This is a genomic window from Microbacterium sp. ZKA21 (genome assembly GCF_050434165.1).
Lineage (GTDB): Bacteria > Actinomycetota > Actinomycetes > Actinomycetales > Microbacteriaceae > Microbacterium.
This window is the reverse complement of record NZ_JBNPVV010000001.1, coordinates 34,983-55,347: the sequence shown is the minus strand read 5'-3', so window position 1 is coordinate 55,347 and position 20,365 is coordinate 34,983. Positions and strand designations below refer to the sequence as shown.

The 20,365-nt window shown below is 67.0% G+C and carries 20 protein-coding genes and 1 pseudogene; 13 read left to right on the top strand and 8 right to left on the bottom strand.

Annotated elements, in window-relative coordinates; translation table 11 throughout:
- Positions 1–312 precede the first annotated feature (312 nt).
- The 4 genes from M2317_RS00300 (at position 313) to M2317_RS00285 (ending at position 3,226) form a co-directional block, all read left to right on the top strand.
- A complete protein-coding gene (locus tag M2317_RS00300; RefSeq protein ID WP_429456236.1) occupies positions 313–504 on the top strand; it encodes a hypothetical protein in 192 nt (63 codons plus the stop codon).
- The gene (locus tag M2317_RS00295; protein ID WP_429456234.1) at positions 501–836 is read left to right on the top strand and encodes a hypothetical protein; all 336 of its coding nucleotides are present in this window, start codon (positions 501–503) and stop codon (positions 834–836) included. Before M2317_RS00300 ends, M2317_RS00295 begins: the two co-directional genes overlap by 4 nt.
- Positions 833–2,662 (top strand): AAA family ATPase, encoded by a 1,830-nt coding sequence (locus M2317_RS00290; RefSeq protein ID WP_429456232.1) that lies wholly within the window; start codon positions 833–835, stop codon positions 2,660–2,662. The genes M2317_RS00295 and M2317_RS00290 overlap by 4 nt, the downstream gene beginning before the upstream one ends.
- A 105-nt stretch (positions 2,663–2,767) precedes the next feature.
- Positions 2,768–3,226 (top strand): hypothetical protein, encoded by a 459-nt coding sequence (locus tag M2317_RS00285; RefSeq protein WP_429456230.1) that lies wholly within the window; start codon positions 2,768–2,770, stop codon positions 3,224–3,226.
- Between the two features lie 65 nt (positions 3,227–3,291).
- Here the strand turns inward: M2317_RS00285 and M2317_RS00280 are convergent, their stop codons facing one another.
- The 3 genes from M2317_RS00280 to M2317_RS00270 are packed head-to-tail and all read right to left on the bottom strand — an operon-like array spanning position 3,292 to position 5,248.
- On the bottom strand, positions 3,292–3,570 hold the full coding sequence (locus tag M2317_RS00280) for a hypothetical protein (RefSeq protein WP_429456228.1): 279 nt from the start codon (positions 3,568–3,570) through the stop codon (positions 3,292–3,294).
- A complete protein-coding gene (locus M2317_RS00275) occupies positions 3,567–3,740 on the bottom strand; it encodes a hypothetical protein (protein ID WP_429456227.1) in 174 nt (57 codons plus the stop codon). Before M2317_RS00275 ends, M2317_RS00280 begins: the two co-directional genes overlap by 4 nt.
- 17 nt (positions 3,741–3,757) lie before the next feature.
- Positions 3,758–5,248, bottom strand: coding sequence for a recombinase family protein (locus M2317_RS00270; protein ID WP_429456225.1), 1,491 nt, complete (start codon positions 5,246–5,248; stop codon positions 3,758–3,760).
- 38 nt (positions 5,249–5,286) lie between these two features.
- On the opposite strand from M2317_RS00270, the pseudogene M2317_RS00265 reads away from it, so the two are divergent.
- The 4 genes and pseudogenes from M2317_RS00265 to M2317_RS00250 all read left to right on the top strand — a co-directional run.
- Positions 5,287–5,640, top strand: a pseudogene (locus tag M2317_RS00265) (single-stranded DNA-binding protein); the annotation flags it as partial.
- A gap of 44 nt (positions 5,641–5,684) precedes the next feature.
- Positions 5,685–6,197 carry a DUF6993 domain-containing protein gene (locus M2317_RS00260; RefSeq protein ID WP_429456224.1) on the top strand — a complete coding sequence of 171 codons (513 nt, stop codon included), beginning with the start codon at positions 5,685–5,687 and terminating at the stop codon, positions 6,195–6,197.
- Positions 6,198–6,270: 73 nt separating this feature from the next.
- Positions 6,271–7,950 carry an energy-dependent translational throttle protein EttA gene (ettA, locus tag M2317_RS00255; protein ID WP_429456222.1) on the top strand — a complete coding sequence of 560 codons (1,680 nt, stop codon included), beginning with the start codon at positions 6,271–6,273 and terminating at the stop codon, positions 7,948–7,950.
- Complete coding sequence (locus M2317_RS00250) at positions 7,901–8,413, top strand: acyl-CoA thioesterase (protein WP_429456220.1); 513 nt, start codon at positions 7,901–7,903, stop codon at positions 8,411–8,413. Before ettA ends, M2317_RS00250 begins: the two co-directional genes overlap by 50 nt.
- 30 nt (positions 8,414–8,443) lie before the next feature.
- Here M2317_RS00250 and M2317_RS00245 read toward each other — a convergent pair whose 3' ends face one another.
- On the bottom strand, positions 8,444–9,334 hold the full coding sequence (locus tag M2317_RS00245) for an acyl-CoA thioesterase (RefSeq protein WP_429456218.1): 891 nt from the start codon (positions 9,332–9,334) through the stop codon (positions 8,444–8,446).
- A gap of 50 nt (positions 9,335–9,384) precedes the next feature.
- Here M2317_RS00245 and M2317_RS00240 point away from each other — a divergent pair, with 50 nt between their 5' ends.
- Positions 9,385–10,050: a hypothetical protein gene (locus M2317_RS00240; protein WP_429456216.1), complete on the top strand. Its 666-nt coding sequence runs from the start codon at positions 9,385–9,387 to the stop codon at positions 10,048–10,050.
- Here the strand turns inward: M2317_RS00240 and M2317_RS00235 are convergent.
- The 4 genes from M2317_RS00235 to pepN form a co-directional block, all read right to left on the bottom strand.
- Positions 10,047–11,711 (bottom strand): FAD-binding dehydrogenase, encoded by a 1,665-nt coding sequence (locus M2317_RS00235; protein ID WP_429456215.1) that lies wholly within the window; start codon positions 11,709–11,711, stop codon positions 10,047–10,049. The genes M2317_RS00240 and M2317_RS00235 overlap by 4 nt on opposite strands.
- Complete coding sequence (locus M2317_RS00230) at positions 11,711–12,154, bottom strand: globin (RefSeq protein ID WP_429456213.1); 444 nt, start codon at positions 12,152–12,154, stop codon at positions 11,711–11,713. Before M2317_RS00230 ends, M2317_RS00235 begins: the two co-directional genes overlap by 1 nt.
- Positions 12,151–13,242, bottom strand: a complete 1,092-nt coding sequence (locus M2317_RS00225) for a mechanosensitive ion channel family protein (RefSeq protein WP_429456211.1) — start codon at positions 13,240–13,242, stop codon at positions 12,151–12,153. Before M2317_RS00225 ends, M2317_RS00230 begins: the two co-directional genes overlap by 4 nt.
- A 76-nt stretch (positions 13,243–13,318) precedes the next feature.
- Positions 13,319–15,871 (bottom strand): aminopeptidase N, encoded by a 2,553-nt coding sequence (pepN, locus tag M2317_RS00220; RefSeq protein ID WP_429456209.1) that lies wholly within the window; start codon positions 15,869–15,871, stop codon positions 13,319–13,321.
- A gap of 123 nt (positions 15,872–15,994) precedes the next feature.
- Here pepN and M2317_RS00215 point away from each other — a divergent pair, with 123 nt between their 5' ends.
- The 4 genes from M2317_RS00215 to M2317_RS00200 all read left to right on the top strand — a co-directional run bounded on the left by M2317_RS00215 (position 15,995) and on the right by M2317_RS00200 (position 20,303).
- Positions 15,995–17,179, top strand: coding sequence for a ferrochelatase (locus tag M2317_RS00215; RefSeq protein WP_429456207.1), 1,185 nt, complete (start codon positions 15,995–15,997; stop codon positions 17,177–17,179).
- Positions 17,180–17,221: 42 nt separating this feature from the next.
- Positions 17,222–17,707 carry a ribose-5-phosphate isomerase gene (locus M2317_RS00210; protein ID WP_429456205.1) on the top strand — a complete coding sequence of 162 codons (486 nt, stop codon included), beginning with the start codon at positions 17,222–17,224 and terminating at the stop codon, positions 17,705–17,707.
- 1 nt (position 17,708) lies between these two features.
- Positions 17,709–18,740 carry an Fpg/Nei family DNA glycosylase gene (locus M2317_RS00205; protein ID WP_429456203.1) on the top strand — a complete coding sequence of 344 codons (1,032 nt, stop codon included), beginning with the start codon at positions 17,709–17,711 and terminating at the stop codon, positions 18,738–18,740.
- A 99-nt stretch (positions 18,741–18,839) separates the two neighbouring features.
- Positions 18,840–20,303: an alanine/glycine:cation symporter family protein gene (locus M2317_RS00200; RefSeq protein ID WP_429457621.1), complete on the top strand. Its 1,464-nt coding sequence runs from the start codon at positions 18,840–18,842 to the stop codon at positions 20,301–20,303.
- Positions 20,304–20,365 lie beyond the last annotated feature (62 nt).

Sequence of the window (20,365 nt, the reverse complement as noted above, 5' to 3'; positions counted from 1 at the left end):
AGCCTGTAACGCTTTTATAGGTTCACGACGACGCACTTCACGTCACACTGTCACACTAAAGATGTGACGTGGGTGTCGCCAAGTTTGGCGACATGCCGTTTTGTCGCATGATTCCGGGGGAGTTGGCCGAAGGATTGCGACATCGCGACACTTGCGAGCGTCGGGGTTTACATATTCGTACCGCTTTCCCCGGGACGTGCGCGGTACGAATATGTACATTCTCGCGGCGGGCGTTTTAAGTACTCCCGGATGCCTTAGCGTGGATCGAGTAAAGGGATACTGAAGCAGTACGCGAGAAAGTGAATAACCACAATGTTGAAGAATGGCGAAAACGTCACACTCATCCCGGTCGATCCCCGCGCATGGTGGACGATCGAGGGCATCGTCATCGAGGATGACGGCGCGGACGTGCGCATCTCATACGCGTTCAAGGGGCGCGCCAGGCAGGCCGTCGTCCCGTGGGCGCAGATCGCCAAGGTCGACGTGCACGAGGTCGCAGCATGAGTGCGCCCGTGTTTGACCGTGAGATCATCGCCGGTCTGCACCTCTGGTCGATGGACGGCAACCTGTTCATCCTGCAACGCGACGATTCGCCCGAGCTGATCGCACTGGACGAAACCGAATGCGCCAAGCTGGCCGAGGTGGCCACGCTCGCGGCCTCGCGGCGACGGCGCAGCGAAGAGCTGCGCGAACTCCTAGCCGAGATCAACTCGCCCGCCTACGACGAAGCGCGCCTGCGCGAGATGCGCCAGGCGGGCTGGGACAAGATCTTCTCGACGGCAGCCGCTGAGCTTCGCGCGCGCTGGGAAAGCCGCGCTTCGGGAGCGGCGGCTTGACCGCTGAGAGCGCCGCGCAGGATCCGATGATGAAGGCGCAGCGCCTTGCCGCGCAGGGCGTCGAGGTCTTCCCGATCCACGTGAGCGCCGATGAGGCTGGCCGGTGGCGCAAGGTGCCGCTGACGGCGCGCGGACATCTTGACGCGAGCGCCGATCCTCAGGCGGTCGCGGATATGTTCTTCGCGGCGCCGACCGCGAACGCCGTAGGCGTGCCGACAGGCGCGAACGGCATCCTGGTCGTGGACATCGATAGGCATCCGGGCGGCGCTGACGGCTTCGAGAGCATCCACTCCGCAGGCGTCGAATTGCCGCAAACCTGGTCGCATGCCTCGGTGAGCGGCACGGGCGCGCACGCGGTCTACGCGGCGCCTGCGGCCGATGTGACCAGCGGCGCAGTGCTGCCCGGTGTCGATGTGAAGGCGGGGTCATCCTGGGTGGCGTGGACGGGGGAAGTTCCTGAGCAGTGGTCGTTCACGCCCGCGCCGGCATGGTCAGTACGGCGCCCGGTTGCGCGGTCGGCGGCGGCGGGCGTCGAGGTCGCCGAGTGGCTCGCGGGCAATCCGGGGGAGCCGGACACGCGCTTGCTCGAGGCGCTGGCCGCGCTGCCCGTTCACGGCGCTCCCGAGTGGCGCAATGACAACCTTCTCCCGCTCGCGCTCCCGCTGGTCAGGGCGGCGCAGTTCAGCCGGGGCGGCGCGCAGGCGCGAGAGCAGTTCATCACGCGCTATGCGGCGGGGGACTGGTCTACCGATGAGAATCGCGCCGCCGCCGCTCGAGCCTTTGACAAGGCGATCGAGATCGCCGGGCAGCGCAGTGCGAACCTTGACGCGCCCGTGATCTTGGACGACCAGGTGACAAGCGTCGCCGAGCGCAAAGCGCCGTTCGCCGTGCTCACGCGATCCGATCTGCGGAATCGGCCACGCCCTGAATGGCTGATCGACGGTCTCCTACAGGGCGCCGGCGTTGTCGTACTCGCCGGTGAAGGTGGCCTCGGTAAGACCTTCCTTGCGCTCGATTGGGCATGCCGGATCGCCACGGGGGAGCGGTGGGAGGATCGCGCGGTCAAGCATGGCCGAGTGCTGTACGTCGTCGGCGAAGGCGCGGAGTACTTCGAGCAGCGCCTTACATCGTGGGAGCAGTTCAACGCGCGCGACGTACCTGAGGACCGCTTGCTCTTCGTGGAAGAAGGGTTCAGCCTGTCCGAGGCCGAGACAGTCGACTACATGCGCGAGGTCGTGCTCGAGCGCGAGCTTGATCTTGTCGTGCTCGACACACTCTCGCAGTTGTCGGTGATCGAGTCCGAGAACGACAATGCGCAGCTCGCGGCGGTTATGCGCCAGGCGCGTGCGATTCGACAGGCTCGCCCCGGTTGCTCGGTGCTCATCATTCATCACGTCAACAAGGGATCGGGCGCCGTGCGCGGTGCAAGCGCGATCCGCGACAACGCGGATACGGTCATCGTCGCGAAGGCCAAAACCGGTGACTCATTCCTGCTCTCGACCTCGAGCCAGGACAACGGCAAGAGCAAGAATGCCGAGCCTCTGGTCGAAGGCGGGTTCTTCCTTCGGAGCCTCGGCGGCTCGGCGGTGGTCGATCGTGAGCGCGTGGCGAGTCCTGACGCGCAGGCGATCGAGCAGGCGCTCGAGGACGGACGATCGCACTCCGTCACGGAGATCCTGCTCATCCTCGGAGACTCTTCCGAGGGTGCTCGGCGCAGGGTGCAGCGCAAGCTTGCGGCGCTCGCCGAGGCAGGCGAAGTGACTTCCGAAGGCCATGGTCGCGGCAAGCTGTATCGAGTCATCCCGTCGCTCGCGCAAGCGGCTTAAGAAGGTCAACGAGAGCAGTCCCCGCTTGGGGGTGATTTCGGTCGGCTCTCGATGTCGGGGGTGGCGATTACAGTGAGATCCCTAACGCCGGAAGGGGCAAACCAATTGACTGAAGACACCGCGCAGGAATCTCACGAAGCTGATGATGAAGTTACGCTCGCTGACGCCAGGCCGAAAGACTGGATGCTCGAGGCGCTTGCAAGGATCTACGGCGGCGCGGACGGTAAGTCGAGTCTTGGGCTTACGATCCAGAGCAACGGTGCAACGATCAGCGGGATGATGATCACTACCGAAGCGTTTCTGACGATCCTTGGAGCACAGTTCAAAACGGCCGGCACGGACGCACTCGAGCCGCTCTTGAAGCGCTGGGCTGAAGACATGGCTGAGTTTGACGCTACAAACGAGAAGCTGGCGGAGCAGGGGAAGAACGTTCCTGCGCGCCAGTACATCCATATGCGCGATGTGCGCGTTTTCTCAGGTAGCGCGACGATCGAACTCGCGATATGGCGCGGGACGCTGGCCGACGTGACAGGCTGGTCGCTCGGGATCTCGGCGCGAGACTAGTGACTACGCACGGAAGCGCCCCGGTAGAGATACCGGGGCGCTTCCGTGCGTAGAGCTGCGCGGCGCTAGATCTCCCAGCCCATACCGCGAAGATCGTCCGCGAAGCGCTCACCCGTGCGCTGGGAGGTGTTGCCGGTGCGGCGGAGTTCCTGCAGCACCTCGAGCGGCAGACCGAGCGGGCCAGCCTCGGCCTCGAGGCGGTCAGCGAGGTCGAGTACGGCGCGGCCATAACCCGTGTGATAGCCGACCAAGTAGAGCCACTGCTCGGCCTGTTCGATCTCTTCCATGCTCGCATCGATCGCACGCGAGCCGAACCGGAACTTGCGCTCTTCGCCCTCAGTCATGCGAACTGTCCTTCGAGCGCGGCCAGGTCCGTGATCTTTGCGAACGCGTCTGCCTCGCGTGCCGCGTTCGGCGACATCGGACCCGCGGCGCGGTGCCGCCCGAGCGCCTCGGCTGCGATCCGTAGCCAAGCGTGCCTGACGAAGTTCTCGGCGTTGTCGTAGGTGTTCATCGGTCGTTCCTGCTCTCTCAGAATGCGGTCGTGGGATCGATAGTGGATTGGTCATAGGTGAAGCGCCCTGGGTGTTCCTCGGTGGCGAACGCCGTGCGGATGTCCTGGCTGAGTCCTCGCAAGAGGCGACGGCGAGCGGCCACGTCGATGCTGTGCCAGTACTCGAGCCAGGGTTCACGCAGTGCGGGAAGGTACCCGACCGAGGACACGTCGTCGCCCCATCCATCGACGAACTGCCGCGCGACGGCGACAGCGCCCGCAGAGTCGTTCGCGGCGAGCAGAGTGTCCAGCCGTTCTTGGCCGGAGGCGATCGCGGCCTTGAGCGTGGCGGACTCGCGCGCGAGGTGGTCGAGATCTCCGATGCCGTCAATGTAGGCGGCGGTCACTCGCTCGAGGCGCATCTTGTCGTCCGCGATCCGCAACTGCAAAGCGGCAACTTCAGGTCGGGCGTCGGCATAATCCTCAGGCTGTTGCCCGATTAGGAGCCAAAGGGCGCCGAGGCCGAGTTGCTCTTCGGCAATGTGCGCGGCTACGGACGGATGCGGCCCAGGCTCATAGGAAGCGTCAGCGCACTTCACGTACCGATGCCCGCGTGAGTTCGCGAGCCTCATCTGTCCACCACAGACACCACAGGTCACCAACTGCAGGGCGGTGCTCTTGAGTGGCTCGGGCCCGCGCTTCGGCTTGCGCGCTGGGTTCGCGAATATCGCGAGCAATGCCGCGTGATCTTCGTCCGTCAGGATCGGATCGGCAACCTGTCCATAGTCGACGCCTTTCACGACCATGTGTCCGATCTGCCGAGGGTTGGACAGGATGCTTCGCACAGTCTGAGGACGCCAGAAAGACGACGCCGGACGCCCACCTCGGTTATTGACGCCAGCACGCGGGGGAGTGATGCCCGACTGGTTCCATGCCATTGCTACCGATCGCACGGACGCGCCCGCGAGGATCGCGGCGGCACCGGATCGGATCAAGTCGGCCTCGGCGGCGCGGTGGGTGCGGCGGTCGGGTTCCCAGCCGAAGGGGCGAGGCCCGCCGATGTCTTTACCTGCGGCGAGTGTCGCGGCCTTAGCGTGCCTCACGCGTTCGCCTGTGCGCTCAGCCTCGGCGGCATCCCATGCGGATACTGTGCGCGCGGTTGCACGCCCATCCGCGGTGTTCAGGTCGTAGCGCGGCGACACTTCATAGAGGAACTGGATGCCGTCGTTGGCCGACAGCGCGATGAGTTCCTCCCACTCGGCAGGGCGACGGGATACACGGCTCATTGAGTATGCAATGATCCATTCGAACTCGCCACGCTTGGCCGCTGCGGTCATCGCCTGATAGTCAAGGCGCGGCTTCTTCGAGAGGCTCGACGCGCCGCGATCGTTGTCGACGTAGACTCGCTGAACGGTCAGACCGTGGCGTTCAGCGATCTTGCGACAGGTGGCGACTTGATTGTCAACGCCGACCTCACGCCCCTCGCGATCGCGAGAGATACGGGCGTAGATGACGGCTCGGTTGCGCATACCGCGTAAATGTACGCTACGCCGGGACCAACTGGTACAACGTCTCCGCCTATCGGCAGCTCGCCGTCCAGGCACGCGCGTCGCTGCAGAAAGGGCACCCGGTCATCGTGACGGGTCGGCTCCGCGTCCGGGATTGGGACAACGGCACGGCCCGCGGCACGAGTCTCGACATCGATGCCGAGGCGATCGGCCACGACCTGCGGTGGGGGACCAGCGCATTCGTCCGCAATCGGCCGCCGGTCGCGCGCGCAACGAGTTCCGAGTCGGTGGACCAGGTGCCGGCCGAGCGGGATCCCGCGTCCGAGTCCGACATGGAGGAGGAGTCCGTTCGCGACGGGGAAGGCGAGGCGGATCCGGCCTGGGGGCTGGAGCCGACCCACAGCGCCGCCTGACACCGCTCACGGAGTCGGCGATGCGCGCCCCCTAGACTCGAACCGTGCCTCGCCGACCTGCCGTTTCCGCTGCGCGTGCGATCGCGTTCTCCGTTGCAGCGTTTCTCGCGATCGCTCTCGCGGCATGCACTCCGCAACCCACGGATCCCACGGCGTCCGCGCCGTCGGCGACCACCGCACCCAGTCCTGGTGCCACTGCGGAGCCGGCGGAGCCCGCGGCGCCGCAACTCGTTCCCGATGGCACTGCAGCGGACAATCTTGCGCTGTTCACGGCCGTCACAGCAGAAGTCTGGGCCACAGAGCAGGCGGACCAGGGACGTGCCTACATCGATGCGCTCGTCGCGGCGGGCTTCGACAAGGCCGCGATGCAGGTCACCGCTGACGAGACGACCGTCGGCAATCCGGTCGAGAGTCTGCAGTTCTCGGTCCGGTGGGGCGAGACGGAGTGCCTGATCGGGCAAGTGGGTCCCTCGACCGGCCAGCCGGTCACGACGGTGACCGATCAGCTCGCCGAGGGGCGCTGCCTGATCGGCACGACGCGTCCGATCGACTGGTGATCGGAATCCGCACAGCACGCAGCCGGTAGGCTGGAGTGTCGATTCGCGACGCCAACAGAAGGAGCGGTTTTCCGTGGCAGAGTACATCTACTCGATGGTCCGTGCACGCAAGGCGGTGGGCGACAAGCTCATCCTCGACGACGTCACGATGGCGTTCCTTCCCGGCGCGAAGATCGGCATGGTCGGCCCGAACGGCGCCGGAAAGTCCACGATCCTCAAGATCATGGCCGGCCTCGACACGCCGTCCAACGGCGAAGCCAAGCTCAGCCCCGGTTTCTCCGTCGGCATCCTGATGCAGGAGCCGGAGCTGGACGAGTCCAAGACGGTCCTCGAGAACATCCAGGACGGCGTCGCGATCAAAGTCAAGCTCGACCGCTTCAACGAGATCTCGGCGCAGATGGCCGACCCCGACGCGGATTTCGACACGCTTCTCTCCGAGATGGGAGTGCTCCAGGAGGAGATCGACGCCGCAGACGGGTGGGATCTGGACTCCCAGCTCGAGCAGGCCATGGACGCGTTGCGCACTCCGCCGGGAGATGCCGATATCGCTCCGCTCTCCGGCGGGGAGAAGCGCCGCGTCGCCCTGGCGAAGCTGCTCCTGCAGAAGCCCGACCTCCTTCTGCTCGACGAGCCGACCAACCACCTCGACGCCGAGAGCGTGCTCTGGCTCGAGCAGCATCTGCAGGCGTACAAGGGCGCTGTGATCGCGATCACTCACGACCGGTACTTCCTCGACAACGTGGCCGAGTGGATCGCCGAGGTCGATCGCGGCCGCCTGATCGGCTACGAGGGCAACTACTCCACCTACCTGGAGAAGAAGGGCGAGCGTCTCGCCATTCAGGGCAAGAAGGATGCGAAGCTCGCCAAGCGGCTCAAGGACGAACTCGAGTGGGTGCGTTCCAGCGCGAAGGGGCGCCAGACCAAGTCGAAGGCGCGCCTTGCGCGCTATGAGGAGATGGCCACAGAGGCGGAGCGGACCAGGAAGCTGGACTTCGAGGAGATCCAGATCCCAGCCGGTCCCCGCCTGGGAAGCATCGTCATCGAGGCGAAGAACCTCAAGAAGGGCTTCGGCGACCGCGTGCTCATCGACGGTCTGAGCTTCAGCCTTCCGCCGAACGGCATCGTCGGAATCATCGGCGCGAACGGCGTCGGCAAGACCACCCTGTTCAAGACGATCGTCGGCCTCGAGCCGCTCGACGGCGGTGATCTGAAGATCGGCGAAACGGTCAAGATCAGCTACGTCGACCAGTCCCGCGCGAACATCGACCCCAACAAGAACCTGTGGGAGGTCGTGTCGGACGGCCTCGACTTCATCACGGTCGGCAAGACCGAGATCCCTTCTCGCGCCTACGTCTCCAAGTTCGGCTTCAAGGGCCCCGATCAGCAGAAGAAGGCCGGTGTGCTCTCCGGTGGCGAGCGCAACCGCCTGAACCTCGCCCTCACCCTCAAGGAGGGCGGCAACCTGCTGCTGCTCGACGAGCCGACCAACGACCTCGACATCGAGACTCTGGGCTCGCTCGAGAACGCCCTGCTCGAATTCCCCGGCTGCGCCGTGGTCATCACCCACGACCGGTGGTTCCTCGACCGCATCGCAACGCACATCCTCGCCTACGAGGGCACGGACGAGAACCCCGCCAAGTGGCATTGGTTCGAGGGCAACTTCGAGGCGTACGAGGCGAACAAGATCGAGCGCCTCGGCCCGGATGCGGCGAACCCGCACCGTTCGACGCATCGCAAGCTCACGCGTGACTAGGCTGCACATTCCCATCCACCTGCGATGGGGCGACCTCGACGCGTTCAATCACGTCAACAACACCTCGATGCTCAAGCTCCTAGAGGAGGCGCGCGTGCGCGCCTTCTGGAAGCCGGGCCCGGGGGAGCAGGCACCGTCGACGGCGGTGCTCGACTCCGGGATCGAACAGGGCGTCCTCACGCTCATCGCCCGGCAGGAGATCGAATACCTCGCGCCGGTTCCGTATCAGCGGCATCCGCTCGAGGTGCAGATGTGGTTCGGCAAGCTCGGCGGGTCGAGCGTCGAAGTCTGCTACGAGGTGCACAACGACCCCGCATCCGTGGAGCGCGTCATCTACGCGCGCTCCACGGCGGTGATCGTCCTCGTCGATGCGCACACCGGTCGCCCGACCCGTATCACCCCCGAGATGCGGGCCGTTTGGGAGCCGTACGTGGGCGAATCGATCGCCTACGCGCACCGCTGAGCCCGGCCGAGCCGGCCCGGCGGCCGGCGGTCAGGATGGTTCGCCCGGCACGCGGATCATGATCTCCTGTGCCACACTCGCGACCAGGGCGCCGTCGCGCGTGTAGATGCGCCCAGACGCGAGCCCTCGACCGCCGCGGGCGTTCGGCGACTCCTGCACGTACAGCAGCCAATGATCGGCACGGGCGGGCCGATGCCACCACATGGCGTGGTCGAGACTCGCGACCTTCAATCCGGAAAGCGCCCAGGAGACGCCGTGCGCGCGCAGTATCGACTCCTGGATCGTCATGTCGCTGAGGTAGGCGAGCGCCGCGCGGTGCAGCCGGGGGTCGTCCGGCATCTGCGACCGGATCCGCATCCAGACCGCCTGGTGCGGGCGATGCTCGCCCTCGACGGCGAGATAGATCGGCCCCTCGACGTGCCGCACATCGGCCGGGCGGTCCCGCAGCATCCGCATCGACAGAGGATGCACACCGGCGACGAGTTCCTCATCGGGCGCGAGATCATCGGGCGCCGGGATGCCGTCCGGCATGGGCACAGCGTGCTCGACACCGGGGCTCTCGTCCTGGAACGACGCGATCATCGAGAAGATCGGCACGCCGTTCTGGTACGCCTGCGAGCGTCGGGTCGAGAAGGACCGACCGTCATGGATCCGATCGACGGCGATCGTCAGTCCCTGCGAGGCGTCTCCGGGGCGCAGAAAATATCCGTGCATCGAGTGCACTGCGCGCTCGGGCGGCATGGTCCGCTCGGCGGCGATGAGCGACTGCGCCAGCACCTGTCCGCCGTAGATGCGTCCGGACGGCATGGCGTGCGAGCGACCCGTGAAGATGTCCTCCGTCGTACGCGCCGAACTCTCGTCCAGATCGAGCACGTCCAGCAGCAGATCGACGGATGCCTCGGCGCGTGCTTCTTCGGTCATGACGGTCCCTCCCGCGGCCGGGCGCCGCACACCTCGGTAGTCTAGAGCGCGTGCCTCCTCGTCTCGTGCTCGCCGATCCCGAAACCACCCGAGACGTTCTGACCTTCGTCGGCCGCGCCGCGCGCATCTCCGATGAAGGGGTTCGGCTGCAGGCCAGAGGCGGCGTTCTCGCGCTCACCACCGCGGTCCTCGCCCCGCACGGAATCTTCGATCAGACGCCGACAGTCCTCGCGATGCGCGTCGTGGCAGCGGACCCGGAACTCGAATGCGATCTCGTCGTGGCCTCGCTCGCGGCCACCGACGACGACCGCATGCTGGAGCTGCCGGAGACCGCGCTCGCCCCGCCATGGGCCGGCGTCGCCCCGCCGCGTGGCCAGTGGCAGCGCGAGGCGGCGATCACGGCATCCGTCGTCGCCCAACGGGCGCAGTGGGGCATCAGCGCCGTCGCGCACGGAACGACGGACGGCGCAGGCGAAGAGGCCGTCCGCGCCCTGCGGGCGGCCATCTGGGGCGAGCCAGACCCGGATCTCGGCGAGCTTCCGCGCGGCATGGCGTTCGCGGCCGACGCGCTCGGTTTCATCTCGGGAGAAGAGGACGTTCCGGTGATGCGCTCCGGGCGTTGGACGCGCATGGCCTTCCGCCGCGGTCACGTGCTCGCGCGCGGTCCCGTCGCGACCGGCCTGACAGCGGTGCGCGGCACGGGCGCGGCGAGCTAGACGGAGCGTGCGGCCGCGCGCCCGGCCTGCCGTCCGGAGAACAGGCACCCGCCCAGGAACGTGCCCTCCAATGCGCGGTAGCCGTGCACGCCGCCGCCCCCGAAGCCGCTTGCTTCGCCTGCGGCGTAGAGCCGGGCGATCGGCGTGCCGTCATCCCCGAGCACACGCCCGTCGAGATCGGTCTCGATGCCGCCGAGCGACTTGCGCGTCAGCACATGCAGCTTCACGGCGATCAGCGGGCCGGCTGCCGGGTCCTGCAGGCGGTGCGGATTCGCGGTGCGGATGAGCTTGTCTCCGCGATACGAGCGCATGGATCGCAGCATCCCGATCTGGGCGTCCTTGGTGAAGTCGTTCTCGATCTCCCGATCTCGCGCGACGATCTCGCGCCGAACGTGGTCCAGATCCAGCAGATCGCCGCCCGGAGCACGCCGCAGCTGCTCCAGGAGCGTCTCCAGATCGTTCTCCACGATGAAGTCCTCGCCCTCGTCGAGGAACGCCTGGACAGGGCCCGTCGGGCCTTTCGCGAGCCGGGACTTCAGCAGCAGCGGGATGTCCTTCCCCGTGAGGTCGGGATTCTGTTCGCTGCCGGACAGGGCGAACTCCTTCTCGACGATCTGACGGGTCGTGATGAACCAGGAATGATCGTGGCCGGTCGCCCGCAGGTGCGCGAGCGTGCCCAGCGTGTCGAAACCGGGGAACAGCGGTACCGGCAGCCGTGCGCCGGTGGCATCGAGCCAGAGCGACGACGGGCCGGGGAGGATCCGGATGCCGTGGGCCGGCCACACCGGATCCCAGTTCGTGATCCCCTCGACGTAGTGCCACATGCGGTCGCCGTTGATGAGGTGCGCGCCCGCGGTGGCCGAGACGGCCTGCATCGAGCCGTCGACATAGGCGGGAACACCGGAGAGCATGTGCTTCGGGGGCGTCCCGAGCCGAGACGGCCAGGCGGCGCGCACCAGGTCGTGGTTGCCGCCGATGCCGCCGGAGGCGACGACCGTGGCGCCGGCGCTGATCTCGAACGACCCGACGACATCCCGGCTGCTCGCCACGCCACGCGCCTCGGCGCTGTCCCGCAGCACGTCACCGCGTGCGCCGGCGACGGCCCCGTCCGAGACGAGCAGCTCCCGCACGCGGTGCCGGGGGAGGATCGTCAGCGTCCCGGCATCCTCAGCGGATCCCACCTCATCCGCGAATGGCGCGACGATCCCCGGACCCGTACCCCACGTGATGTGGAACCGCGGAACGGAGTTGCCGGGGCCCAGCGCACCGTACCCGCCGCGTTCGGCCCATCCGACGACCGGGAAGAAGCTCACGCCTTTCTCCCGCAGCCAGGCGCGCTTCTCACCGGCGGCGAACTCCAGATACGCTTCGGCCCATCTCCTCGGCCAGGCGTCCTCCGCCCGGTCGAAACCGGCGGTGCCGAGCCAGTCCTGCGTGGCGAGCTCGAGGGAATCCTTGATCCCCATTCGGCGCTGCTCTGGGGAGTCGACGAAGAACAGACCTCCGAACGACCACCAGGCCTGCCCGCCCAGGTTCGAGCGCGGCTCCTGGTCGATGAGGACCACGCGTCGACCGGCGGCCGCAGCCTCCGAGGCGGCGACGAGGCCGGCCAGCCCCCATCCGATCACGAGTACATCAGCGGACAGGGGCGTGGTCGTCATCAGTTCTCCGTCGAATCCTGACTGCGGGTCTCGAGCGTCGGACGTCCGGCTGCGGTGGTGCCGATGCCGGACGGCTCGAATGTGTTCACCATGGCATAGGCGGCGCGTTCGAGATAGTCCCAGAGCGTGGATTCGTGCAGAGGCGACAGCTGCGCCTCATCCACAGCGATCCGCATGCAGCGCAGCCAGCGGTCCCTGGCATCCGGGTCGACGTGGAACGGCATGTGCCGCATGCGCAGGCGAGGGTGCCCGCGGGTCTCGCCATAGGTCGTCGGCCCGCCCCAGTACTGCGCGAGGAAGAGCGTCAGGCGCTCGGCCGCAGGGCCGAGATCCTCTTCGGGGTACATCGGCTTCAGCACCGGGTCGAGCGCCACCTCGCGGTAGAACGCCGTGACCAGCTTCTCGAATGCCGGCATGCCCCCGACTTCGTCGTAGAACGTCACTTCTTCTCACTTCCCGAGCCGGTGCTCTCGTCGGAGCCGCCGGACTTCTTGCGCCGCCAGATGCCGCGTTCGGCGACCGGCGGCACACCCGTGACAGCGTTGGGGCGCATCCGCGGGGGATTGGCACCCCTGACGCGTCTGGCGCCGTCCAAGCCGGTCGGAGTGACGGTCGTCATGCTCGGGATGCCGATCTCGAGGCCGTCGAGCGCCTTCTTCAACCGGGCACGCAGCTCCTGTGCGACGTCGTCCTTCGCGTTGGCTCTGGTCTTCATGACGACACGCACGACGAGCGCATCCCCGGTGATCGATTCCAGGCCCCAGATCTCCGGCCGCTCGACGATACGAGTGCGCCACTTCGGATCCTTGGAGAGCTCCTGAGCGGTCTCCAGCATCGCCTTCTCGACCGCTTCGAGGTCGGCATCCGGCGCGACGCCGAGGTCGATGATGGCGCGCGCCCAGCCCTGCGACATGTTCCCGATGCGGGTGACCTCGCCGTTTCGGACGTACCAGAGGGTGCCGTTGACGTCGCGCACCTGCGTGATGCGGACGCTGACGTACTCCACGACACCGGAGGCGAGTCCGAGGTCGACCACGTCGCCGATGCCGATCTGATCCTCGGCGACGATGAACATGCCGTTGAGCACGTCCTTGACGATGTTCTGGGCGCCGAAGCCGAGGCCGGCGCCGACGGCCGCGGTGAGGAGGGTGAGCGAACCGATCAGATCGGGGGAGATCACCGAGACGACCATGAGCAGCGCGATGACCGTGACGGTCACGTTGATGATGTTCTGGAGGATCGACCCCAGCGTGCGCGTGCGCTGCACGAGGCGCATGTCGGCCAGCGGCGAGCGCTCGAGCGCCTGCGTGTCGTCGACGTTCGCCTTGGACTTGGCGCTGTCGACGATCCGCTTGACGACGCGGTGCACGACGAAGCGGAGAGCGAGACCGATCAGGAAGGCGACGACGACGATGATCGCGACCTGGAGGGCTCGCTCGCCGACCATTCCGAGGAACGACATGAACTCGCCCCACGCCGTCGAGATCTCGGTGGTGGCCGGTGGGGCGGTGGGTTCGGCGGAGATGATCATCAGGCCCGATTCTACTGATCGGGCCTCTGCATCGCCTGGGTCGGCGACGCAGAGGCCCGGGGTCAGGATGCGGCGGTCAGCGCTCCTCGTCGCGGCTCTGAGCCGCGAGTGAGCGCTCGACGTCGGCGAGGTTCTCGCTCACCAGACGACGCAGCGCCGGTGCGGCATCCGCGTTCGCGGAGATCCAGGCGCGCGTCGCGTCGCGCAGCTCGCGGCTGGCGAGAGCGGTCGGGTACAGGCCGACGATCAGGTAGTTCGCGATCTGATACGTCCGCGACTCCCAGATCGGCAGGAGCATGTCGAAGTACGCGGAAACGAACTCGCCCAGGACCTCGACACCGGCGGGGTGCACGAATCCGAGCGCCGCCGAACGGACGATCGTGTTCGGGGCATCGTCCTTCTCGACGAGCGACGCCCACGCGATCTTCTTGTCGGCGACGGTCGGAAGCGCGGCGCGGGCCTGAGCGGCGAACTCGGCACCCTTTGACGTGTTGTCGGCGGCGAGGGCCGCGTCGATGGACGAGGCATCCGTCGCACCGATCGTGGCGAGGCCGACCAGCAGCTGCCAGGAGAGATCGGTATCGACCTCGAGCCCCGGCAGCGTCTCCTCACCGGAGCGCAGGCGGCCGACGATCCCGGCGTGCTCAGCGGTCACGAGGTTCCCGGCGAAGGCGGTGACGAACTGCAGCTGGCTGTCGCTGCCGGATTCCGCCGACTGGGCGAGTTCCCACAGGCCGTCGGCGACCTTCTGCCTGGCCGCGGCGCGGTCGGCCGGAGCGACGTACAGAGTCGCCGCCGTGCGCAGCTGGGCGAGCGTCGTACGGACGGTCGTCGACTCCGTCTCGCGGCCGATGTTCCCCAGGACCAGGTCGATGTAGTCGGATGCCGCGCTCTCGGCGTCGCGGGTCTGATCCCAGGCCGCGCCCCATACGAGCGAACGGGCGAGCGGGTCCGAGATGTCGGCGAGGTGGGCGACCGCCGTGGCCAGGGAGTGATCGTCGAGGCGGATCTTCGCGTAGGCGAGGTCGTTGTCGTTGAGCAGCACGAGGTCCGGGCGCGAGATCCCCTTGAGCTCCGGCACTTCGGTCCGGTCGCCGTCGACATCGATCTCGACGTAGTTCGTGCGCTTCAGCGAACCGTCGACGAGAGTGTAGAACCCGATCCCGAGGCGGTGCGGGCGGATCGTCGGGTAGTCGGCGGGCGCCGTCTGGGTGACGGCGAAACGGCTGATCCGGCCGTCCGCATCCGTCTCGACGATCGGTGCGAGGGTGTTGACGCCCGCGGTCTCCAGCCACTTCTTCGACCACGTGCCGAGGTCGCGGCCGCTGGTCGCCTCGAGTTCGGTGAGCAGGTCGCTCAGCTCGGTGTTGCCCCAGGAGTGCTTCTGGAAGTACTGCGACACACCGGCGAAGAACGCCTCGATGCCCACCCAGGCGGCGAGCTGCTTGAGAACGGATCCGCCCTTGGCGTAGGTGATGCCGTCGAAGTTGACCTGGACGTCCTCGAGGTCGTTGATCTCGGCGACGATCGGGTGCGTGGAGGGGAGCTGGTCCTGGCGATATGCCCAGGTCTTCTCCATGGCGTTGAACGTGGTCCATGCCTCGGTCCACTCGGTGGCCTCGGCGGTGGCGATGGTCGACGCCCACTCGGCGAACGACTCGTTCAACCACAGGTCGTTCCACCACTTCATGGTGACGAGGTCGCCGAACCACATGTGCGCGAGCTCATGCAGGATCGTGACGACCCGGCGCTCCTTCACGGCATCCGTCACCTTGCTGCGGAAGACGTAGGTCTCCGTGAACGTGACGGCGCCGGCGTTCTCCATGGCTCCGGCGTTGAACTCCGGCACGAAGAGCTGGTCGTACTTGGCGAAGGGGTACGGCACGCCGAACTTCGACTCGTAGTAGGCGAAGCCGTCGCGGGTCTTGTCGAAGATGTAGTCGGCGTCCAGATGCTGCCACAGGCTCTTGCGTCCGTAGACGCCGAGCGGGATGACTCGGCCGGAAGCGCTCGTCAGCTCCGAGAAGGTCGACTCGTAAGGGCCGGCGACCAGGGCGGTGATGTAGGACGAGATGCGCGGCGTCGGCTCGAAGCCCCACGTCGCGGTGGTCTGGTCGTCGTGGACGATCGGCTCCGGTGTGGGGGAGTTCGAGACGACCTTCCACGCCGCCGGGGCGGTGATCGTGAACTGAAACGTGGCCTTGAGATCCGGCTGCTCGAACACCGCGAAGACGCGGCGGGAATCCGGCACCTCGAACTGCGAGTAGAGGTAGACCTCGCCGTCGACCGGGTCGACGAACCGGTGCAGGCCCTCACCGGTGTTGGTGTACTCGCAGTCGGCGTCGACGACGAGGACGTTCTCGTCCTGCAGATCGGCCAGTGCGATGCGCGAGTCGGCGAACACCTCGCTCGGGTCCAGCTGCACGCCGTTGAGCGAGATCTCGCGGATCTCGCGCGCGATCAGATCGATGAAGGTGTAGCTGCCCGGCCGGGCGGTGAAGCGCACCACACTGCGCGAACCGAACACCTCCTCGCCCTTCGTCAGGTCCAACGAGACCTGATACGACTGCGTATCGATGAGGGCTCGACGCTCCTGCGCTTCGATACGGGTGAGGTTCTCTCCAGGCACAGCTCTTCTCCCAGGGGTCAGGGGGTGCGACCGCTCCACGACGCTGCTGGCGCCGACGGCAACCATGACAGCCTACGCCAGGACGCGGCCTGGACGGTCGAGCGGAAGTGCAAGGATGGAGACGTGACTGCGAACGCCTCTTCTCCTGTTCCCTTCGCTTCGCCCGCTGCGGCCGACGGCGTCCCCTTCGTCGAGACGCCGGTCGCCTACGACGGCATTCTGCTCGCGGGATTCGGCGGCCCCGAGGGGCAGGACGACGTCATCCCCTTCCTGCGCAATGTCACCCGCGGTCGCGGCATCCCTGATGAGCGTCTCGAAGAGGTCGCACATCACTATCGGCATTTCGGCGGCGTCAGTCCGATCAACGCCCAGAACCGCGCATTGAAGGCGGCGCTGGAAGCGGAGCTGGGCCGTCGCGGGATCGACCTGCCGGTGTACTGGGGCAATCGGAACTGGACGCCGTATCTGGACGATGCGGTGCGCGACGCCGAGGCGGCGGGGGACACCTCGCTGCTCGCCTTCGCGACCAGCGCATACAGCTCGTTCTCCAGCTGCCGGCAGTACCGCGAGGACTTCGCGCGTGTGCTCGAGGACACCGGCCTGGGCGATCGCGTCACGATCGACAAGATCCGGCCGTTCTTCGATCACCCCGGGTTCGTCGATGCCTTCCTCGAGGGCGTGCGCACGGCGATCGAGGGCTACCTGGCCGACGGTGTGACGGCTGACGCGATCCAGGTGCTGTTCTCGACCCACAGCGTGCCGACGGATGACGCCGTGCGGTCCGGGCCGAGGGACGTCGACTGGGGGCCCGGCGGTGCGTACGCTGCGCAGCACGAAGCGGTCGCCGCCTGGGTGATGGATCGCATCGCGGCGGAGATCCCCTCCGCCGGCGATGTGGAATGGGAGCTCGTGTACCAGTCCCGCTCCGGCCCGCCCTCGCAGCCGTGGCTCGAGCCCGACGTCTGCGACGTGATCCGCGAGCTGCCCGATCGCGGCAGGAACGCCGTCGTCGTCGTGCCTCTCGGGTTCATGAGCGACCACATGGAGGTCCTCTGGGATCTCGACACCGAGGCCGCCGAGGCCGCGGAAGAAGCGGGGCTCGCCTTCGTGCGCACACCGACGCCCGGCGTGTCCGAGACCTTCGTGACCGGGATCGTCGACCTCATCGTCGAGCGGCTGGAGGGCCGCCCGGCGGCAGAACGCGCTCACGTCACGGATCTCGGTCCCTGGTACGACGTGTGCCGCCCCGGATGCTGCGAGAACATCCGCGCCGGCTTCAAGCCGGCGGCTGCGGGTCTCGCCCCGTAACGCGCGACTTCGGCGCTTCTCGACCGTCAATAGGATGGGACCATGCGCATCCACATCGCCACCGATCATGCCGGTCTCGACTTCTCGACCCAGTTGCAGGACCATCTCATCAGCGCCGGTCATGACGTCGTCGATCACGGCCCCGTCGATTACGACGCACTGGATGACTACCCGGCGTTCTGCATCCGCGCGGCCCAGGCCGTCGTCAGCGACCAGCGCACCGGCGTCGAAGCGCTCGGCGTGGTGTTCGGAGGTTCGGGCAACGGCGAGCAGATCGCCGCGAACAAGGTCGAGGGCGTGCGCGCGGCGCTGGTGTGGAACCTGTCGACGGCGGAACTCGCCCGCGAGCACAACGACGCCAATGTGATCTCGATCGGCGCACGCCAGCACTCGTTCGACGAGGTCGTCAGCTTCATCGATCGATTCATCTCGACCCCCTTCTCGAACGACGAGCGGCATGTGCGTCGCATCGGACAGATCGCCGACTACGAGCGCGACGGGTCGCTGCTGCCGGACCCCAGGGCCTGATATGCCAGAGGGGCATTCCGTCCATCGCATCGCCCGTCAGTTCGCTCGGAACTTCGTCGGCAAGCGCCTGGCTGCATCGAGTCCGCAGGGGCGCTTCGCCGAGGGCGCTGCCGTGCTCGACGGGCGCGAGGCTCTGAGCGTTCAGGCCGTCGGGAAGCAGATGTTCCTCGAGACCGAGGGCGATGTCTGGTTGCGGGTGCACCTTGGCCTGTACGGCGCGTGGGACTTCGCGGGGGAGATCCTCGTCGATCCGACGATCGCGTCGGCGAACGGTCGGATGGGCCAGACGAATCAGCGCGGCACCGACCTCGACGAGGCCGATGCGATCCTGGATGACGCGGGGGAGAACTCGCTCTCCTCCATCGGGGCCCCGCGCAGGACCCGCGTGCACGTCCGGATGTCGGAGCAGACGAAAGAACTCGCGGATGACGATGCGCAGTGGCCCCCGCCGGTGGTCGGGCAGGTGCGCCTGCGGCTGATGACGGCACCCACGCTCTCTCCACTCGCCGGTGGCCCGACGTGCGCCGACCTTCGTGGCCCCACGGCATGTGTGCTCCAGACCCCGGAGGAGATGCTCGCGACCGTCGCGAAGCTCGGGCCGGACCCCCTCGTCGGGGATCCGGACGAGGGCGAAGAGCGCTTCGTGAACGCCGTTCGCAAGCGGCAGACCGCGATCGCGCTGCTCCTCATGGACCAGGCCGTCGTCAGCGGCATCGGCAACGTCTATCGCGCCGAGATGCTGTTCCGAGCGCGCTTGAACCCGCACACTCCTGGTCGCGACGTGCCGGAGGAGCTCGTGCGGGAGCTGTGGCGCGATTGGGTGCGGCTGCTGGCGATCGGGGTGGAGACCGGTCAGATGATGACGATGGACGACCTCTCGCCCGCACAGTACCGAGCGGCGATGGCGAGTCGGGACGACCGGCACTGGGTGTACCACCGCGCAGGGCTGCCCTGTCGGATCTGCGGAACCGAGATCGCCCTGGAGGAGATCGGCGCCCGCAAGCTGTACTGGTGCCCGTCCTGCCAGGCATGATTCGGCCGGAACCGGCAGGTCGCGCTGGATCCTGAGTGCATGCTGTGAAAGCATTCCGTGCAACGACGCACGATTGGAGCACCTGTGGATCTCTCCGGAATCGAAGGCTTCCTGTCCTGGCTCAGCGGCATCATCTGGGGGCCCTTCGTCCTCATCCCGCTGCTGCTCGGCACTGGCCTCTACTTGACCATCCGTCTCGGCGGAATCCAGTTCCTGCGCCTGGGATCGGCATTGCGTCTGGGGCTGTTCACCCGCAAGGATCCGGACTCGGATGGCGACATCTCGCAGTTCCAGGCGCTCACGACGGCCCTGGCGGCGACAGTGGGCACCGGGAACATCGTCGGCGTGGCGACCGCGATCGGCATCGGCGGTCCAGGAGCGCTGTTCTGGATGTGGATCACGGGCCTGCTCGGGATGGCGTCCAAGTACTCCGAGGCCTTCCTCGGCGTTCGGTTCCGCAAGACGGATGCCGCTGGCGAGAAGTCGGGCGGACCGCAGTACTACCTGGAGCGCGGAATCCCGAACCGCTTCGGGAAGTTCCTCGCGCTGTTCTTCGCGATCGCCGCGGTGATCGCGTCGTTCGGCATCGGCAACATGACCCAGGGGAACTCGATCGCGTCGAACATGGAGAACAGCTTCTCCGTCCCGACCTGGGTGACAGGGCTCGTGCTCACGGCCTTCGCACTGGTGGTGCTCGTCGGAGGCATCAAGTCGATCGGGCGGGTCACCGCCGGTCTCGTTCCGATCATGATCATCTTCTACGTGCTCGGGGCGCTGTACATCCTCATCGTGAACATCGCCGACGTACCCGCCGCGTTCGCGCAGATCTTCACGGATGCGTTCACCGGAACAGCTCCGATCGGCGGATTCGCCGGGTCCGCGATCATCATCGCGGTGCAGTTCGGCGTGGCCCGCGGCATCTTCTCGAACGAGTCCGGCATGGGCTCGGCTGCGATCGCGGCGGCGGCGGCCAAGACCAGCCACCCTGTGCGCCAGGGCCTCGTCTCGATGACGCAGACGTTCATCGACACGATCATCGTCGTCACGTGCACGGGCCTCGTGATCATCACGACCGGCGTCTGGAACATGACCGACCCCGAGACGGGCGAGGCGATCAGCCCTGCGCTCATGACGGGGGAGGCGTTCTCACACGGTCTCCCGGGCGAGTGGGGGCACTACATCGTCACGATCGGCCTGGTGATGTTCGCCGGTTCCACGATCCTCGGCTGGTCGTACTACGGTGAACGCTGCATCGAACGCCTGCTCGGGCGGCGGGCGGTCATGCCGTTCCGGGTCGTGTTCTCGCTCGTCGTGTTCGTGGGCTGCACGGTGCAGCTCGGCGTCGTCTGGGCGTTCTCCGACGTGATGAACGGACTCATGGCGCTGCCGAACCTCATCGGACTGCTCGTCCTGTCCGGCCTGATCGCCCGTGAGACGAAGAAGTACCTCGACAACGATCCGAAGCTGCGTGCCGGCACGGCCGAGGTCAACGCCTTCATGGCGGGGGACAAGGGCTTCGAGGAGTGGAAGACTCAGGCCATCCCGGTCGTCGACGCGAAGTAGCCGACGTGAACGAGACGATGCGGCGGTGCGGCGACGGTCCCGCCGCCGCATCGTAATCTGGA

Excerpts from the sequence above, each read along its gene's own strand:
- M2317_RS00300 (WP_429456236.1), top strand. The coding sequence starts at position 313 with ATGTTGAAGAATGGCGAAAACGTCACACTCATCCCGGTCGATCCCCGC.
- M2317_RS00295 (WP_429456234.1), top strand. The coding sequence starts at position 501 with ATGAGTGCGCCCGTGTTTGACCGTGAGATCATCGCCGGTCTGCACCTC.
- M2317_RS00280 (WP_429456228.1), bottom strand. The coding sequence starts at position 3,570 with ATGACTGAGGGCGAAGAGCGCAAGTTCCGGTTCGGCTCGCGTGCGATC.
- M2317_RS00275 (WP_429456227.1), bottom strand. The coding sequence starts at position 3,740 with ATGAACACCTACGACAACGCCGAGAACTTCGTCAGGCACGCTTGGCTA.
- M2317_RS00270 (WP_429456225.1), bottom strand. The coding sequence starts at position 5,248 with ATGCGCAACCGAGCCGTCATCTACGCCCGTATCTCTCGCGATCGCGAG.
- M2317_RS00250 (WP_429456220.1), top strand. The coding sequence starts at position 7,901 with ATGCGGCGAACCCGCACCGTTCGACGCATCGCAAGCTCACGCGTGACT.
- M2317_RS00245 (WP_429456218.1), bottom strand. The coding sequence starts at position 9,334 with ATGACCGAAGAAGCACGCGCCGAGGCATCCGTCGATCTGCTGCTGGAC.
- M2317_RS00235 (WP_429456215.1), bottom strand. The coding sequence starts at position 11,711 with ATGACGACCACGCCCCTGTCCGCTGATGTACTCGTGATCGGATGGGGG.
- M2317_RS00225 (WP_429456211.1), bottom strand. The coding sequence starts at position 13,242 with ATGATCATCTCCGCCGAACCCACCGCCCCACCGGCCACCACCGAGATC.
- M2317_RS00210 (WP_429456205.1), top strand. The coding sequence starts at position 17,222 with ATGCGCATCCACATCGCCACCGATCATGCCGGTCTCGACTTCTCGACC.
- M2317_RS00205 (WP_429456203.1), top strand. The coding sequence starts at position 17,709 with ATGCCAGAGGGGCATTCCGTCCATCGCATCGCCCGTCAGTTCGCTCGG.